Genomic DNA, 15,464 nt, shown 5'->3' with positions numbered 1-15,464 from the left:
CGATTCAGATGTGGTCGAGGTAGTCATCGGGTGTGTGGCGCGGATGCTCCCTCGTTTACGGGGGAGAGGAAGCGCCGTCCTCCTTCCAGAGGTTAGGTCGGGGCGGTTTGTCGGTGGGGTCGGTTAGGTTGTCAGGTATGGGGGAGGTGGTGCGTTACAGCTATCGGCTGCGGCCTGGTGTGCAGGCGGGGCACTGCTCGCGGAGTGGGATCGGTGCCGGTTTGTGTGGAATGAGGCTGTGTATCAACAGAAATCGGGTGACCGTCCTACCTTCTCCAAACTCGGGAAGCTGCTGACCGAGGCGCGTGCCAGGACCTCGTGGTTGCGGGCCGGGTCCCAAGTCGCCCAGCAGCAAACACTGCGCACATACGCGCAAGCCCTTGATCATTCGTTCAAGGTGAAAGGGCGCGGGCGACCGGCGTTCAAAGCGCGGAAGAAGGTGTTGCCGTCGCTGGAGTACACCGTGCGTGGGTTCAGCATCCGCGAGGGCAGGCTGCTGCTGCCGAAAGGCGTTTCCATCCCAGTGATCTGGTCGCGGGACCTGCCGTCCGAACCCACGTCGGTTCGTGTCACCCGGGACAGTCTGGGGTATTGGTATGCCTCGTTCGTCGTCCGCCGTGAAGTGGAAGCGATACCAGCGGTTGAGGGTGTCGGTGTCGACTGGGGTGTGAGTGTCACAGCCACGACCACCGACACGCGGTTCGATCTGCCGTTTCTGGGTTATCGGAAACGGTGCGCGGCGGAACTCGCAAAAGCGCAACGCTGTATGGCGCGGCGGCGCAGCGGTCAGCGTGGCCCGCAGTCTCGCGGTTACAAGCGGGCCGCCCATGAGGCGGCGAAGTTGCATAAGAAAGCGGCGCGGCAAAATTCGCGGGTGTGGGCGAAACGTGTTGTCGCCGAGCATGGATTGATCGCGGTGGAGGATTTCAAGCCGAAGTTCTTGGCGAAGGCCACGTTGGCTCGTAAGGCGGCGGATGCGGCGATTGGTGCGGCGAAGCGGGTGTTGGTCGAGTGTGGTGTGCGGGCTGGCCGGAGGGTGGTGTTGGTTCAGCCTGCTTTTACGTCGATGACGTGCAGTGAGTGTTTCGCGAGAACCAAGCGACTTGACCTGGACGAGAGAACTTTCCGATGCTCCGAGTGTGGCTTCACCGCTTGTCGGGATCGGAACGCTGCCAGGGTGCTTCTGGTTGTGGCAGAGCGTGGCCACAGCAGTGTTGAGGGTGTGAGACAAGCGGGTCACCTCCTTCGGGTGGGTGGTTCGGTTGCGGTCTGAGCTGTGAATCTCCTGCCTTCAGGCAGGGGAAGCGTTAATTGCTGTGTCCCTTCGGGTTCGAATTGTTTATGGGCATCACCAGCGTGGTGAGGTCGCCGTCGGTCGCCGATCGCAGGAGGACCGGTAAGTGGGGAGCGGCGATGTCGAGCATGATTTCGGGGCCGAGCGCGGCTCCGATCGCGGGCAACAGGGTGGTCGGCGCGAAGGCGAGAGCGATGCCGGGGCCGGTCACTGTCGCGAGCAGTCGCCCGGCCCGACCGTCGCCACAGGACACGATCAACTCCGAGGCGTCGACGGAGAAGGCGATCGTGTCGTCGCCCTCGATCATCTCCAGCAGCTGGTCACGTGCCACAACCACACGTGTCCGCACCGGTGTCAACCCCGCCAGCATCGCGCGGTAGTCCGGGAACGGTTCATCGATCGTGCGGCATCGGCGTTCGACGCGGCCGCCGACAAAGACGAGCTCTCCCGCCACGGCCGCCACGGTGGCGTCCTCGACCTCACCAAGCCAAGACCCGATCGACGCGAGATCACCCGCCTCGGCAACCAGCGACCAGTCATCGACCGGCCGCCGCAGCGCGAGCGTCCTGGTCGAAAGCCGGTACCGATCGGTCGCCGTCAACGTCAACGAACTGCCGCTCGCCTCTATCAAAATGCCTGTGAGTACCGGTATTTCATCGGTACGAGCCGCAGCGGAACACATTTGCTCGATGGCTGCGGCAAGTGTCGCGGCGGCCGCGCCGACCCGCGCCGTTGCCTCATCCCCGAGCGTCTCCTTGATCGCGCGCGCAACTTCGGCCGCGTCATCCGCTCGCCGCCGCAGGTCGAGCACATGCGCATCGAGCAACTGCTCCGCCCTCTCGACATCGCTGGCCAAAACCTCGGCAATGACCTCCAGCGGCACCCCTATCCCTCGGAGCCGCCGAATCATTACCGCCCGTCCGCACTGAGCTTCGCCGTAATACCGATACCCGGTGACCTCATCGACCCTGGCGGGAGCCAACAGCCCGCAGTCGTCGTAAAACCGCAACGCACTCGGGGTAAGCCCACTCGCCCGCGCCAGTACCCCGATAGTGATCAACTCATCCGACCCGAAACCTGCCACTCGGCCATCATGAAGCTTCAGGTAACCGGAAGGTCAACACCGCGTTCCGCGCCACCTCCGCCGCGCCGCCCGCCGACCTCGCTGAAACCTGACCAGGCCGTTGGTAAAAGGGCTCTCGCAAGTCGAGTACACTGGAATTACCGACGCGGGGTGGAGCAGCTCGGTAGCTCGCTGGGCTCATAACCCAGAGGTCGCAGGTTCAAATCCTGTCCCCGCTACAAACGGCCCAGGTCAGAGAGATTTCAATCTCTCTGACCTGGGCCATTTTTCGGTCTTCTAGACCTTTATCGCCATCAACCCTTCCTGGTCACCTCGAGTTGTACACTGCCCCGGTTATTGTCGTAGAAGCTCCACGCGTCGTTGGCGAATGCATACAGGTACCCGGAGTGGCATATCCGGTGGTTGGTTCCTGCACCGATGGCGATGCGCTGGTGGAGAGCCTGTGCGCCCTCGAGCGGGATCGCGTCGTTGGCGACGACGCCGATCAGCGACATCCATGGCATGCCTTCGTCCCGGCGGGTCAGCAGGAAGTTGGCCCTAGGGTTGCGGGTTACGCGCTGGAACAACCGCTCGCCCTGACCGACCAGCGTGCTGGCCAAGCGCAAAACCTCGCCGGGGCGGAAGCGACGCCAGCCGGTGGTGCCGGCGGGCCCGGACGGGGTGTCGAGATCCCTCCACCGACCCCGCGCAGCGAAGGTGTAGTCGCCGGCCTCGAGGTAGAGGCCCGTCCAGTTCCACGGATCACGTGCGGACACGCTGACCGTGCTGGACTCACCTGGTGCGAGTGTCCGGGTGCTCCGGTACGGGCCGCTGGTGATCGGTGGAGTCTGGTGACGTTCATACACCGACCGGTGCAGCAAGGGGTTGTTCCCGTCCTTGTCGATCTCGGGGGCGGCGCGGGGTCGCGGCTCCCAAACAGACTCCAGTAGCGGGCGAAGAAAGGGCTCGTACAACGGCTCGAGCAAGCCGTAGACGCCTTGGTTGTCATCGTGCAGCGTGCCGAGCGCGTCGGGCCGTATCTGGTCCTCGACCTCCTTGCTGAATTCGAGTCCGATCGCGGCGCGTGACTCGTCGATCATCCATTTCAGCGCGCCGTCGCTCAGACCCGTCTCCGGGTGGCCACCACCCACGTCCATGTGGCTGCCAGGGAACCACACCTGCTTGATGTCCTGGTTCGGCGCCGGGTCGGACCACAGCGTCGGAGTGAACGGCCCCCGCTGCTCGTCGAGTGCCACCGCGTGGCGACCGTGGCGCACGGCCGGATTGAGCCTCACATCGTGGAAGGCATGCCGACGGGCGGGGTCCAACAGGTTGAGCCAGCCCAGGTTGTCCGGGATACCCAGCGCTCCGACGGTGTCCCATACTCCGATGAAGTCCACCGGAATCGGATCGTTCTGCTCCGGGTCGTAGGTGAAGCGGAGAGCGTCGCGCCACCCTTGATCGGCGGCCCGCCGCAGGCGGTAACGCCGGTGGTACAGCTGCCGGATCTGACGCCAGCCCTCGTCTTCGTCCGAGCACGTGGTATCGATCAGCCCGCACGCCGCGATCAGCCCGGCGAGGCTGCGTGCGGTGTAGGCGCCGCGACTGAAACCGAACAGCGCGATTCTGTCCCCAGGTCGGTAGGTGGTGGTGAGACAGTGGTAGGCGTCCATCACGTTGCTCGACAACCCGACCCCGGCTACTCCTCCCAGCAGCCAGCCGGCCAGACCACCGCTCTCGGTCCCGACTCCGGGCCGGTACCACTTCAGCTGTTCCTCCCCGTCCGTCGCGGTATCGGCGAGGGCGTTGTACAAACGGCGCACATTCGTAACCGCCAACTGGCCCAGCGTGTTCCAAGTGCCATCGCAGCACATGACGAGTCGACGCATCATTGCACCTCCTGGGTACGCGGACGATTCCTGTGGAGTGGTGTGAACGGTTGCGCGGTTGTCACTCGTTGAACATAGAAATAGCCGAGCTGCGATCGTTCAGCGATAAACGGAGACTCGACTTCCGCAACGATAGCTGGGTAGCATCAATCCGCTAGCTCGAACTGCAATATCTATGAGGACGTGGCCACATTCCCTGCCTGTCCGATATTTGCGGACAGATCAGTGCGCCAACATCTCTGACGAGCGCCAAGCCCCACCCGGATGTGGAAATTGCGCTGCACGGAAACGCTATCCGCATCGCATCACCTCAACCGCGTCGACTCGCGAACTGGAGGAGTGTGATCACTGACGTAGGTCTTGGCTCTGCCGGTTCCAGCGGTTGAATCGCAGGTCCTTCTGATAGCTACCCGCACCGGACTTCCACCGGCGAGCGGCAACGCGTTCACGAAGCCAGCGAGTAATCACTCACCTCTGAGCACGCAAGGAGCGATAAAACATGACTTCTGTGATCGATCCGAATGCAGTGCCCGTAGAAGAGAATACGGTCGACATCGATTCAGCGAAGCTCGACGCCGCACGGTCGAAATGGGCTGTCGAGGCAGGGCTGCCGTCTGCGACCGACCCCGCCGGCGACGGGGTCGGTCTCCTCGAACCGGAGGCGGAGCAAGAGCCGCCCACGATACTCGAACGCGACGAAGCTGCGAGGCGTGCCGAGCAACGAGCCGGCCTTCTCGTTCAAAAGGTCAGCGGTCGATATCGATCGCCGATTGCCGGATTCCAGCTCGAACTGCGAGTCGACGTGGACGGCAACAACCCGCTCGGCAAGTTGAGTGGTGACTACTACACCATTTCCGGCGGCGTGACCTCGTACTTCGGTTCATGGACCGTCGATGCCACCACCATTTCTGCCACGCCAACACAGATCATCATCAGGGGCACCGCACGCCAGACTTGGTCCACGACGTTCACGGTGGCCACAGTCATCATTCCCCGAACCACGATCCTCCAGCCGCCGGCCCCAGCGACCCTCCGCTGGAGCACCCCCAGTGGGGCAACCGGAGCAACATATGTCTGCGGCCACGAATCGGCCGCGTTCCGGACGGTCGCACTGGAACAGGACATCGAGGCCGGAGTGCCTTCGTTCACCAGCTATAACACCGGTTCGCTACCCAGCGGTGGACCGGCCCGGGTGCTCTCCACCGCGGGCGCCTACTTGGAGGCCGGTATCCAAATCCTCGGGACCGGCCGCGACAACATCATCGCGACACCGGCGAACCATGTCTGGAACAATGCCAGCCTGCACCACGCAATGGAGACACATTTTTCACGGTTCCGTGACGTCCCCCAGTTCCAGGTGTGGTTGTTGCACGCAATGCGACACTCATTCGGCACCGGCCTTCGCGGAATCATGTTCGACCAGCAGGGCCCGCAACGGCAAGGGTGCGCCAGTTTCTACCAGGCGATCTCCGCACCGACCGCGCAGAATTTGCGTGAACAGCTCTATGTGAATGTCCACGAGCTCGGGCATTGTTTCAACCTTTTCCATTCCTTCCACAAGGAAAGCATGAGTCCCCCGCTCCCGAACCGGCTGGGCTCGCTGTCATGGATGAACTATCCACGCAATTACCAGCCGGGAGGATCCGCCCCCGGAGGCGAAGCCGCGTTCTGGGGCGCCTTCCCATTCCAATTCGACAGGCTCGAACTGGCGCATCTGCGGCACGGCTTCCGAAACGATGTCATCATGGGCGGCAACCCATTCGGCACCGGCGCTGCCATGGAAAATAACCAGAGTTCGGCGAATGGCGAGCCCACGTCCACGAGTTTGCGGCTCGACGTCACAGCAGTCCCCAGCCATCCCATGCTCGGGACGCCCGTGGTCTTGGAGATCCAGCTCACGTCGCAGTCCGAGCAGCAAGTCCACACTTCCGAACAACTGCACCCGAAGTTCGGTGTTGTCACAGTGTTGATCGATCGTCCTCGCGGCGATCGCTTCGTGCACCGGCCATCGGTGACGGCGTGCGCGGAACCGGAACTGGTGCCCGTGCACGCTGGTGACAACGTGGCGGTGAGCGCCTACATCGGCTATGACGCCGTGGTCGGGCAGGTATTCGAGGATCCGGGTACCTATCACGTGCAGGCGGTTTACGCGACGCCGGATGGAAGCGAGGTGGTCTCGCGGCGACAGACCATCAGGATCGGCGCACCCCGAACCCGGGAGGAGGACGATGTTGCCGAACTCCTGCTCACCAACGATGTCGGCATGGTGTTCACCCTGAAAGGCACCGACTCCGAGTACCTCGCCGCCGGAACGGAGGCCCTCGAAACGCTCCTCGAAAAACACCCCAAGAATCCCAACGCCGTCTACGCCGACTTTGCGCTCGGCACCAACGCGGCGCGGGAGTTCACGCGGGTTGCACCCGACGGCACCGTCGAGGTGCGGCCCCGCGACATGGAGCGCGCGGAGAAGCATCTGTCGGCGGTCATCAGCGCGTCCAAAGGCGACAAGGGCATCGACGACCTCACGGTTCTGGATGTCATGTCGCGACTCGCCACGGGCTATCGCATCGAGGGCGATACCGCCGCCGCGAACCAGACACGCGAGGATGCGGTCAAGTTCGCTCGCTCGAAGCATGTACCGGCGCACATCGTCGACGGACTGAAGAAGTGAAATTCGGACTGAATAAGTGAGAGGTGAGGATCCGGTGCAACCCAGAGAATCCGATCAAGGTCTAGAACTCGAGATCGGCGAAGGATTCGAGGACGACGACCTACGGGTTCTTGTGGACGGTCGTGAGGTCTGGCACGGAGCCGGCCTCACGACCAACTACTCGGTCGGTCTGGCCGACGTTGTCGCCGTTCCGGTCGAAAAAACGGGACCCGTCTCTGTCGAGGTGTTGTCACGCGGCGGTGGATCGGCCTCGTATCAGGTCGACCTCACCGCTGGAACCGGAATTCGGCTGCGGTGCCAACTCGATCCGACAAGCAAGCGCCTCGAACTAGGTCCCGCTCCGACGGAACCTCTGTTCTGAAGCCGAGTTGGCTCGTACTGACCTGCGCTGCACAACATCCACGACGCGCCGTCCCTCTCCGACGCAACCCGGCGGGAACGCCTGAGCACTCAATTCTGAATCCTGTCCCCGCTACTACAGAAACGGCCCGGAACACGTTGTTCCGGGCCGTTTTTCGTTACCCTGGGGAACGGGTTGTACTTCGACTCCGAGTGCTAGCTGTTGCGACGCGGTGGCGGACGAACGTGTGAGGACCCGGATGAATAGGGCTGTTATAGATGCCATGATGGCCGCCACCGGGCGTGCCCGCAATATCGCCGGGCAAGCGGCGTTCATCATCAGGTCCCGCTATTTCGGCACGACCGGGAACATGCGGGGCGTCGCGACCGGAGCGGACGATGGGGACAGCAGTGGCGCGGCTCTCGTCCGTAGCGCGGGAAGGGAATTCACCCACAATGACAGTGGTCAGGATGGTTCGGCACCGCGACCACGTGCCGAGGAACCTCGCCACACCGACCAGGACGGTGTCCGCGCCGACGACGAGATGGACACCGTGCAACCGGCACGCGTCGAAACGCCCGAACGGCCGGTGTTCGTGATCGACGCCGATCCGCCGCCCAGCTACCAGGACATACGAAGCTACGTGGCACAGCATCGCATGCCCGCGACCTTCAATCCGAACTCGTCGGTCGCCGATTTGGTGTTGGACGAGGCGACCTGGGCTGAGGCCATGCGGCTTCAGCGCGCCGGCCTCGAAAGTCGAGGGATTACCGGCCGTGAGTATGACCAGGGCATGTGGGAACTGGCTGATCGACTCGAACGACAGGCCAGAGAGGGCGGCTTCGGTCTTCCGTTCTCAGTCGATCCTCGCTTGGTGCCGTATATGGGACGTCTGTATCGCGGAGATACACGGCCCCCGGAAGTGATATTCGAACAAGGCTTCGCACCGAGAGGTGACAACCGTGACCTCGGCGATCATCAGGGCGAATACGGCGACTCCGCTTATGTCGCAACCTCGACCAGCCCCGCCAACGCCGCCCACCATGCGGACGGTCCGCACGGGTATGGAGCGGACGGGTATGTCTACGTAATCCAGGATGTCACTGGAGCTGTGAATATCGATGACTGGAATCTGATGCGGGACGGAAGACTTATCGCACCCGAGAACGAGATAGCGGTCGAAGACGGAATTCCGGCGGACAAAGTGATGGGCGTGCTGCGGGACAAGAACGACCCGAGTGCCGGGATGATCGAGAACCCGAACTTTGTACCGGCCGGAGCCGCCTCCGGCGTCCGTGACGACACCGGTCCGTGGGTACGCCCGATGGAGTCCCCGGCGGTCTCGTCATCATCATGATCACGGCTCCGGATGGATGTTGCCGCGCGGCGGTGGGCACGACCACTCTTTTGCGGGTCGAACCCGCTGGGAGGTCTTCACCGAAGAATGAGCACGAGGGCTGGGTGCGCGGCACATCGTGCGCGGATTCCGTGTGCAGGCCTTAGTATTCGGCCAAAACGCTGTTGCTCAACGGTCGCGTTCCGTGCTACGTGGAGCGGGCATTCGTTATCAACGGTCGCGGGCTCCCACCGAGCCGTCCATCCCCGGAGGCTCAGATGCTCGATTCCACGGCCAATGCGGTACGACCATGGTCGGTAGTCGCTGTCGGCGGCAGATCCTCTGCTTGCCATTCCACCCCGAGCAGGTGTGCACGGCGTAGGCGGCCGGCACGCCCCCGAGTCGGGCTGCGGTGCTTGCGGACGCGGCATCGCCCACGAATTAGGCAGTAGGCGCATCATGTCTCTCTCCCCAGTGCCATTCCATCAGCGCCAGCCGTCGCGCGTATCGGTCGTGACCGATGCCGAGGTCGTCATGGCGATAGCGGAGATGGCCCGTGAGCTGAAGTCGCGCGAACGCGAGATCACCGAGAGAATGAGTACCCGGATGGCTCGCGAAATCGACCAGCTCGACGATCCGCAACTGGGGGAAATGCTCGAGGCCAGTGTGCACGGCAATCTCGCCACTGTCATCCACGTACTGGTCAACGATATTCCCGTCGACCGTCTCCAACCGACCACCGCATCCGTCGAATACGCGCTCCGGCTGGCTCAGCGCGACGTTCCGTCCAACTCTTTGGTACGTGCATATCACATGGGCCAGCATGAGATGCTGAGCATCTGCTACGACGAAATCGACCGCCGAGAGCTGCCTGCGCCGATGGCAATGGCCGTCATCAAACGACTCACCGAGATCATCTACAGCTACATCGAATGGATTACTCGTTACGTCTTCGATGCCTATGAGGCTGAACGCATCCGGTGGGTGAACGCCCGCGGCGGCGTGCGTTCGTCTACTGTGCACGCCCTACTCTCCGCTGACCGACCCGACGTCGGCGCCTTCGAAAGCGAGACCGGCTACCGCCTGAGCCGAACCCACCTGGCGCTGATCTTGTGGCGTCCCGGCCCTGAGCAGTCGGGCGCGTTCAACGGCCTGGACACCCAGGCGCGCACTATCGCACGGGCCATGCGCACCAACGGCCCTCCGATCGTCACGGCCATCGACCGGCGAACAGCGTGGGTATGGTTGCCGTTCGGTCGGCATCACCCTGTCACCGATGCCGCCGAGCTGTACGCGATCGCGAACATCACCGATGGCACTCGTCTTGCCGTCGGGCTGCCCGGCCATGGCCCGCAAGGATTCCGCCGCTCGCATCAACAGGCCGGTGCCGCCTATTTCGTCGCGACCGTACCCGGCTCGCCGTCGTCTCGTCCCGTAGTCGGGTTCGGGGACCCGGGCGTCGCAGTGGTCTCCCTCCTGGCCAAGGATCTGGGCTCCACCAGAGCTTGGGTGCGCGAGGTTCTAGGGGAACTCGCCGACGACACCGAACAGGCGGCAACCCTGCGCCATACGCTCAGCACCTACTACGCCAAGGGCGAGAGCCATGTGCACGCCGCGCAAAGTCTCACCGTGCACCGCAACACCGTCAAGTACCGGATTACCAAGGCGATAAAGGCAACCCGTGGCAGCACCGCCCCGGCCGACAAACTAGATATCGCGCTGGCCCTGCAGGTGTGCCGTTTCCTCGGCGCGAGCGTTCTGAGTAAGCCCTCCGACGATGTCTAGCCTCGATCTTTCGGGGTCGTCGTCGCGGCCGAACTAGCGGGCCACTTCGGCGATCGTGCGAAACAGCCACGGGCACAACAGAATTCAGAGGGAGGCACAACTGCGGTCCCTGACGCGTGCAACGGAACGCTTCCTACGGTGTAGATGACAGATCATCGTGCCAAGTACTCGGGGCAACGGTGCAACGAGAAGTCAGCAGACGGGTGAGCGCGGATCGCCGCTCCTGTGGGGGTTCGGTGTTCGCGGCGCGGTCGCGGGCGTAGTCGGCGAGCAAACCGGGCAACCGATAGTCCTGTCTGCCTACCTCCACGACCATGTGCTCGTCGACCAGACGGTCCAGTTGCTGCCGGGCCTGCGCCGGGGTGAGACCGGCAAGGGCTGCAACGGAGTACAAGGTGAAATTGTCACGAGGGTGCAATCCGAGCAGCCGGAACAAACGTTGATGGGCGGGGTCGAGCGCCTGATAGGAAAGGTCGAAGACGGTCCGCAGGTGCCTGCTGCCTCGGATCGGCTCGTTCAGTGGGCCACCGACCTCGTCCAGTCGTTCGAGGAAATCGGCGAAACACCAGGTCGAGCGGGATTGCAGCCGTCGTGCAACCAGGGCTACCGCGAGCGGAAGTCTGCCGTAGCGGTTCAGCACCTGGTCGACAGCGTTGGGTTCGGCGGCCACTCTGGCCTCGCCGAGGGCACGTACCAACATTCGCCGCGCCTCATCCGCCGTGAACTCGGGCAGCGACAACGCGTGGGCGCCATCCAGCCACAGCGTCCGCCTGCTGGTGACCAAGACAAGATTGTTCGGTCCGGCGGGGAGCAGCGGAAGCAGTTGACTCTCGGACGCGGCGTTGTCCAACAGCACCAGTGCGTGCTTGTTGTAGAGGCGATCCCGGTATAGCGCGGATCGTTCGTCGAGGCTCGCGGGCATCCGGTCACTCGACACTCCCAGCAAGCGCAGGAACGACCCCAGTACTACCGCAGGCTCTGCGGCCGGCAGACTCGCATAGCCGTGCAGATCCACATGGAGTTGGATGTCGCGGTAGCGTCCTTCGGCGAGCAATCCGTGCGCCATTTGCACCGCCAGCTTGGTCTTGCCGACCCCGCCCATGCCGAGAACCGCACAGATCGTCATCGAGTCGCTCTCGCCCGGCGCGGGCAGGGCGTCCCGCAGTTCCCGCAGTTGCGCCGCCCGCCCGGTGAAATCGGTTATCGCGGGCGGGAGTTGGCGATGGGCCGTGATCGGCTCCGGCTCCGGCGCAGCGACTTCCTGGCGCAGTATGCGGTGATAGGCGGCGGTCAAGCGCGGTCCAGGATCGGTGCCGAGCTCGTCGGCGAGACGATGGCGCAGCGTATCGAAAACGGAGAGCGCGGCGGCCTGCTGCCCAGCGCCTGTCAGCGCGAGCATCAGTTCACGATGGACAGCCTCGTTCAACGGGTCGGTATCGGCCGCCTTCCACAGCAAGGGCAGTACCTCGTCGTATCGACCGAGCTCGGCGGCGACCGCCGCGTACTCGACGACAACCCTCCGATAGTCGTGCGCCAGCCGCACCACTGTCGGATGAGATTGCAGAGCGTCTAGCCCCGTCAATGGCTCGCCTCGCCACAGCCGGGCTGCCTCGGCGAAGAGTTCGCAGGCCAGGGTGAGGTCTCCGTGCTCACGGGCGGCACGGGCTCGAATCACCGTGCGGTAGTAGATTTTCAGGTCGTGCTGTCCGTCGGCTACCGACAGACGGTAGCCGCCGTGCACCGCCGCGAGGACGTCGTCGGGGCCGGACTCCGACTGGTCGGGCTGTAGGCGTTTGCGCAGCCGCGAGATGCGAGATTGGAGCAAATGCCCGGCCTGACCCCGCATGCCTTCTCGACCGTCACCCAAGATCACTCCGAGCAGCGCGTTCCTGGGTATCGGATGGTTCGGCGACAGCGCGAGCATGCCCAGCAGTAGCTGCTGTGTTTCCGACCCGGGGTCGATGATCTTGCCGTGCGCCCAAACCCGGAGTGGGCCGAGCACTTCTATGCGCAGGCCGACAGCGATACCGTCGTTGACCTCGCACAGCAACTCGGTGAGTTCGCCATGGGACAGTTCGAGCACGTCCCCGAGCCTGCGCAGCGTCGATCCGCGAGGGCGGGCCACTCGGCCCTGTTCGAGATCACGTAGGGCACCGACGCTCAGTCCGGCAGACTCAGCTGTCTCCTGCTGAGTCAGACCCGAGCGACGCCGATACATCCGTACTATTGCTGCCAATTGTCCGGGGCTGCCACTGATTTCATCATCGACCATGCGATCCCACGCCTCAGTTGACCCCTGCGTGGTCGATCATGACAGAACGCTTGTGGAATGTCATTTGGAAGCCGTATACCCCGGCCCTTTACCCCCGCTCGATCGAGCACCAAGCCTCGTCCGCGGCGGAACGGCGAATCGCGTCGGTAATCCGGCAGGCACGCAGGCCGTCGATGAAAGACGCGGCCCGATCGTCGGTGCTGCCCTGCCCTGTGATCTGGTTCAGCACCGCGATCCACTGATGTACAAGGGTGTGCTCCCAGCCGAGGATATGGCCAGGCGCCCACCAGGCTTCCATGAAAGGCTGACAAGGTTCGGTTACCAGCACTGCGCGTGGACCTGCGGTGCGCGGATCTTGTTCATCGTCACGTGTTTGCGCGACGTGCAGTCGGTTCATGTCCTCCATATCCCAGCGCAGCGACCCTTCCGACCCGAAAATCTCCACCAGTTGGCGCCCCTTACTGGCCGTGGCAACCCGGGACGCCTCGAGCACTGCGGTCGCGCCCGAGGTGAGTTCGACCAGCGCCGCGTACCAGTCCTCGTGGTCGGTGCCGGGCTCGGCCCGGCGCAGACCCGCGGGCGCCTCGGGCTCGGCCAGCGTGGCTATGCTCGCGCATACCCGGGTCGGCTCATCGACCAGCCAGCACAGCAGGTCGATGATGTGCGAGTAGTCGGCGACACTGTTACCCGCCACCGGATCGGTGAACTTCCAGCCGTCGCGAGCGGCGGCGGTGGCTGCCCAGTCCTGCAAATAGCTCAACCGCACATGACGGATGGTCCCGAGCCGACCCTCCTTGATCAGGTCGCGGGCAAGCCGCAGCGCCGGAACGAAGCGATAGTTGTATCCGCACACGGCGACCGAATCGGACGGCACGGCCGCGGCCATTGTCGCCGCGGTAGTCGCATCGATAGCCAGCGGTTTTTCACAGACCACATGCTTACCCGCACTCAACGCGGCGATCGATGGCTGCGCGTGCGATTCATTGGCAGCGACGTTGACCACAATATCGACGCCGGGATCATCGATGGCCGCCCGCCAGTCGTCCGTAGCGTGCTGATAGCCGAGTCGGTCCGCCGCCCAGCCAGCCCTGGCTTTGTCCCGGCTCGCCACCGTGACAAGGCGGACGTCCGGCAAGTCGAGGCCGAGATCAGGCAAGGCCCGCACCGCATGCGTGTGGGCACGAGCCATCCACCCCGTGCCGATCAGTGCGATCCCGAGAGTCATCGTAAAATCCCGTCCAAAGTATGCTGGTCGATCCGTACCGGAATCCCGCTGCGCCGACTGTGATCCGCCGCTTGTGCCACCGAGAAAGCAATGTATGCGTCTCGCATCGAGCAGGGGTTGTCGCCGATCCCCTCGATGAAGTCGAGGAAATAGCCGACCTCGGCCCGGTAGGCGTCGGCGAACGTGGCCAGAAATCCCCCGTCGGAGGCGACGACATCGGCCACTCCGTCCGCGGCGGGTCGGCGGGTAGCCATTGAAACCGTTGCGACGCTGCTGCTGCCTGCCAGTTCGAAGGTCACGTCATAGCCGGCCGCACTGTGCCGAGAACTGGTGAGCGAGACCATCGTGCCGCTGCTGAGTGTCAGGACAGTGACAGCAGTGTCTATGTCGGCGGTCTCGGCGAACCCGGCGGCTCCGGTGAGAGCCGCGCCGGTCGCGTACACCGACACGATCTCCGCACCGGTGATGTAGCGAACGATATCGAAGTCGTGCACGCTTTGATCGGTGAACAGCCCGCCGGAGGAGGCCAGGTATTCCGCCGGCGGCGGAGCTTCGTCGGCGGAGATCATGCGTGCCAGATACAGCTTGCCGAGTTCGCCTGATACGACGCGTTGGCGCAGCGCCCGGTAGCCGGGGTCACTACGTCGTTGGAATCCGATCGTCACCGGCACATCGGTGGATTCGACCAGGGTGCGCAGCCGCGCCGTCGCGTCGAGGGTGGTGGCCACCGGTTTCTCGCAGAAGGTGGGTATGCCCTTGTGCACGGCCTCGGCGAGGATGTCCTCGTGGGTGGTCGAGGGCGAGCAGATCAGCAACGCGTCCAGCCGGTCGCCGAGCAACGCGGAAGGAGATTCCGCGACGCGCCCGCCCACTCGCTCCGCAATGACTCGCGCGACGTCGGCGCGTGGGTCCCACAGTGTCAGCGACTCGACCCGGGATGTCGCCGCGAGCGTGCTCGCATGAAATGCACCGATTCGTCCGGCACCGAGTAGTCCTACCCGCACATCCGCTCCCTGCTGATCGCATTCTTCGGTTCCAGTGTCGGGGGCACCGCTCGCGCGACACAGTCACATGTTTCGGCTATCGGAGAGCAGCGATCGGAGGCGCTACGGGATAGCTACGGGAGAACGGATTTCACCGGCACCGAACGGGTCGTTCGCGTGATCATCACCATTGCCTCCGCACTAACCCATACCTGCTCCGCACTCGATCGGATTCCTGGGTGCGGGACATCGTCACCCTGCGGTTTTCGGTCTGGTAGCCGCGTGGCGGCTGCGTCATTGTTGTCAGGTGCCACTCCTACAGTCGTAGCTGCCTGGGATTCGTCAGCGTCGACCGGAAGCAATTGTTCGGCCGCTTGTCTGATGTGCTTCGGGTTCGCGTAGCTGATCGCGATAAACGGGCGATCCGTTTCGCACCGAGTAGGGAGTGACCGATGGTCGACAGTGTGGGTAGTGGTGGGGTGCGGGTGGCCATCGTGGGCGTGGGCAACTGCGCATCTTCTTTGGTCCAGGGTGTGCAGTACTACAAGGACGCCGACGAAACCGCGACCGTGCCCGGCCTTATGCACGTCAAGTTCGGTAAGTACC

10 protein-coding genes, 1 tRNA gene and 1 pseudogene are annotated in these 15,464 nt (G+C 63.7%); 7 read left to right on the top strand and 5 right to left on the bottom strand.

The window, feature by feature from the left end; translation table 11 throughout:
* The first annotated feature begins 223 nt into the window (after window positions 1–223).
* Window positions 224–1,273, top strand: a complete 1,050-nt coding sequence (locus ACLMAJ_RS34850; protein WP_412018152.1) for an RNA-guided endonuclease InsQ/TnpB family protein — start codon at window positions 224–226, stop codon at window positions 1,271–1,273.
* A gap of 34 nt (window positions 1,274–1,307) precedes the next feature.
* Here the strand turns inward: ACLMAJ_RS34850 and ACLMAJ_RS34845 are convergent, their stop codons facing one another.
* Window positions 1,308–2,378, bottom strand: coding sequence for a DNA polymerase III subunit beta family protein (locus ACLMAJ_RS34845; protein ID WP_412018151.1), 1,071 nt, complete (start codon window positions 2,376–2,378; stop codon window positions 1,308–1,310).
* Window positions 2,379–2,522: 144 nt separating this feature from the next.
* Between ACLMAJ_RS34845 and ACLMAJ_RS34840 the strand changes: the two genes are divergently transcribed.
* Window positions 2,523–2,596: transfer RNA gene (locus ACLMAJ_RS34840), tRNA-Met, on the top strand.
* A gap of 75 nt (window positions 2,597–2,671) precedes the next feature.
* Here the strand turns inward: ACLMAJ_RS34840 and ACLMAJ_RS34835 are convergent.
* Entirely contained in the window at window positions 2,672–4,249 is a 1,578-nt protein-coding gene (locus tag ACLMAJ_RS34835) for a DUF2235 domain-containing protein (protein WP_412018150.1), read from the bottom strand.
* A gap of 496 nt (window positions 4,250–4,745) precedes the next feature.
* Between ACLMAJ_RS34835 and ACLMAJ_RS34830 the strand changes: the two genes are divergently transcribed.
* From ACLMAJ_RS34830 to ACLMAJ_RS34815, 4 genes are all read left to right on the top strand, one after another.
* Window positions 4,746–6,917, top strand: coding sequence for a hypothetical protein (locus tag ACLMAJ_RS34830; protein WP_412018149.1), 2,172 nt, complete (start codon window positions 4,746–4,748; stop codon window positions 6,915–6,917).
* Window positions 6,918–6,951: 34 nt separating this feature from the next.
* A complete protein-coding gene (locus tag ACLMAJ_RS34825; RefSeq protein WP_412018148.1) occupies window positions 6,952–7,278 on the top strand; it encodes a hypothetical protein in 327 nt (108 codons plus the stop codon).
* 238 nt (window positions 7,279–7,516) lie between these two features.
* The gene (locus tag ACLMAJ_RS34820) at window positions 7,517–8,614 is read left to right on the top strand and encodes a scabin-related ADP-ribosyltransferase (protein WP_412018147.1); all 1,098 of its coding nucleotides are present in this window, start codon (window positions 7,517–7,519) and stop codon (window positions 8,612–8,614) included.
* A 438-nt stretch (window positions 8,615–9,052) separates the two neighbouring features.
* Window positions 9,053–10,378, top strand: coding sequence for a PucR family transcriptional regulator (locus tag ACLMAJ_RS34815; RefSeq protein WP_412018146.1), 1,326 nt, complete (start codon window positions 9,053–9,055; stop codon window positions 10,376–10,378).
* Window positions 10,379–10,511: 133 nt separating this feature from the next.
* Here ACLMAJ_RS34815 and ACLMAJ_RS34810 read toward each other — a convergent pair whose 3' ends face one another.
* The 3 genes from ACLMAJ_RS34810 to ACLMAJ_RS34800 all read right to left on the bottom strand — a co-directional run bounded on the left by ACLMAJ_RS34810 (window position 10,512) and on the right by ACLMAJ_RS34800 (window position 14,879).
* Window positions 10,512–12,650, bottom strand: a complete 2,139-nt coding sequence (locus tag ACLMAJ_RS34810; RefSeq protein WP_412018145.1) for a BTAD domain-containing putative transcriptional regulator — start codon at window positions 12,648–12,650, stop codon at window positions 10,512–10,514.
* 88 nt (window positions 12,651–12,738) lie between these two features.
* A complete protein-coding gene (locus ACLMAJ_RS34805) occupies window positions 12,739–13,875 on the bottom strand; it encodes a Gfo/Idh/MocA family protein (RefSeq protein WP_412018144.1) in 1,137 nt (378 codons plus the stop codon).
* Window positions 13,872–14,879 carry a Gfo/Idh/MocA family protein gene (locus tag ACLMAJ_RS34800; protein WP_412018143.1) on the bottom strand — a complete coding sequence of 336 codons (1,008 nt, stop codon included), beginning with the start codon at window positions 14,877–14,879 and terminating at the stop codon, window positions 13,872–13,874. Before ACLMAJ_RS34800 ends, ACLMAJ_RS34805 begins: the two co-directional genes overlap by 4 nt.
* Before the next feature lie 431 nt (window positions 14,880–15,310).
* Here ACLMAJ_RS34800 and ACLMAJ_RS34795 point away from each other — a divergent pair.
* Window positions 15,311–15,464: pseudogene (locus ACLMAJ_RS34795) on the top strand (inositol-3-phosphate synthase); the annotation flags it as partial.

It is taken from the genome of Nocardia arseniciresistens (assembly GCF_046764875.1).
Taxonomy (GTDB): domain Bacteria; phylum Actinomycetota; class Actinomycetes; order Mycobacteriales; family Mycobacteriaceae; genus Nocardia; species Nocardia arseniciresistens.
The sequence above is the reverse complement of the archived record's forward strand: the minus strand, read 5'-3'. Positions and strand labels throughout refer to the sequence as shown.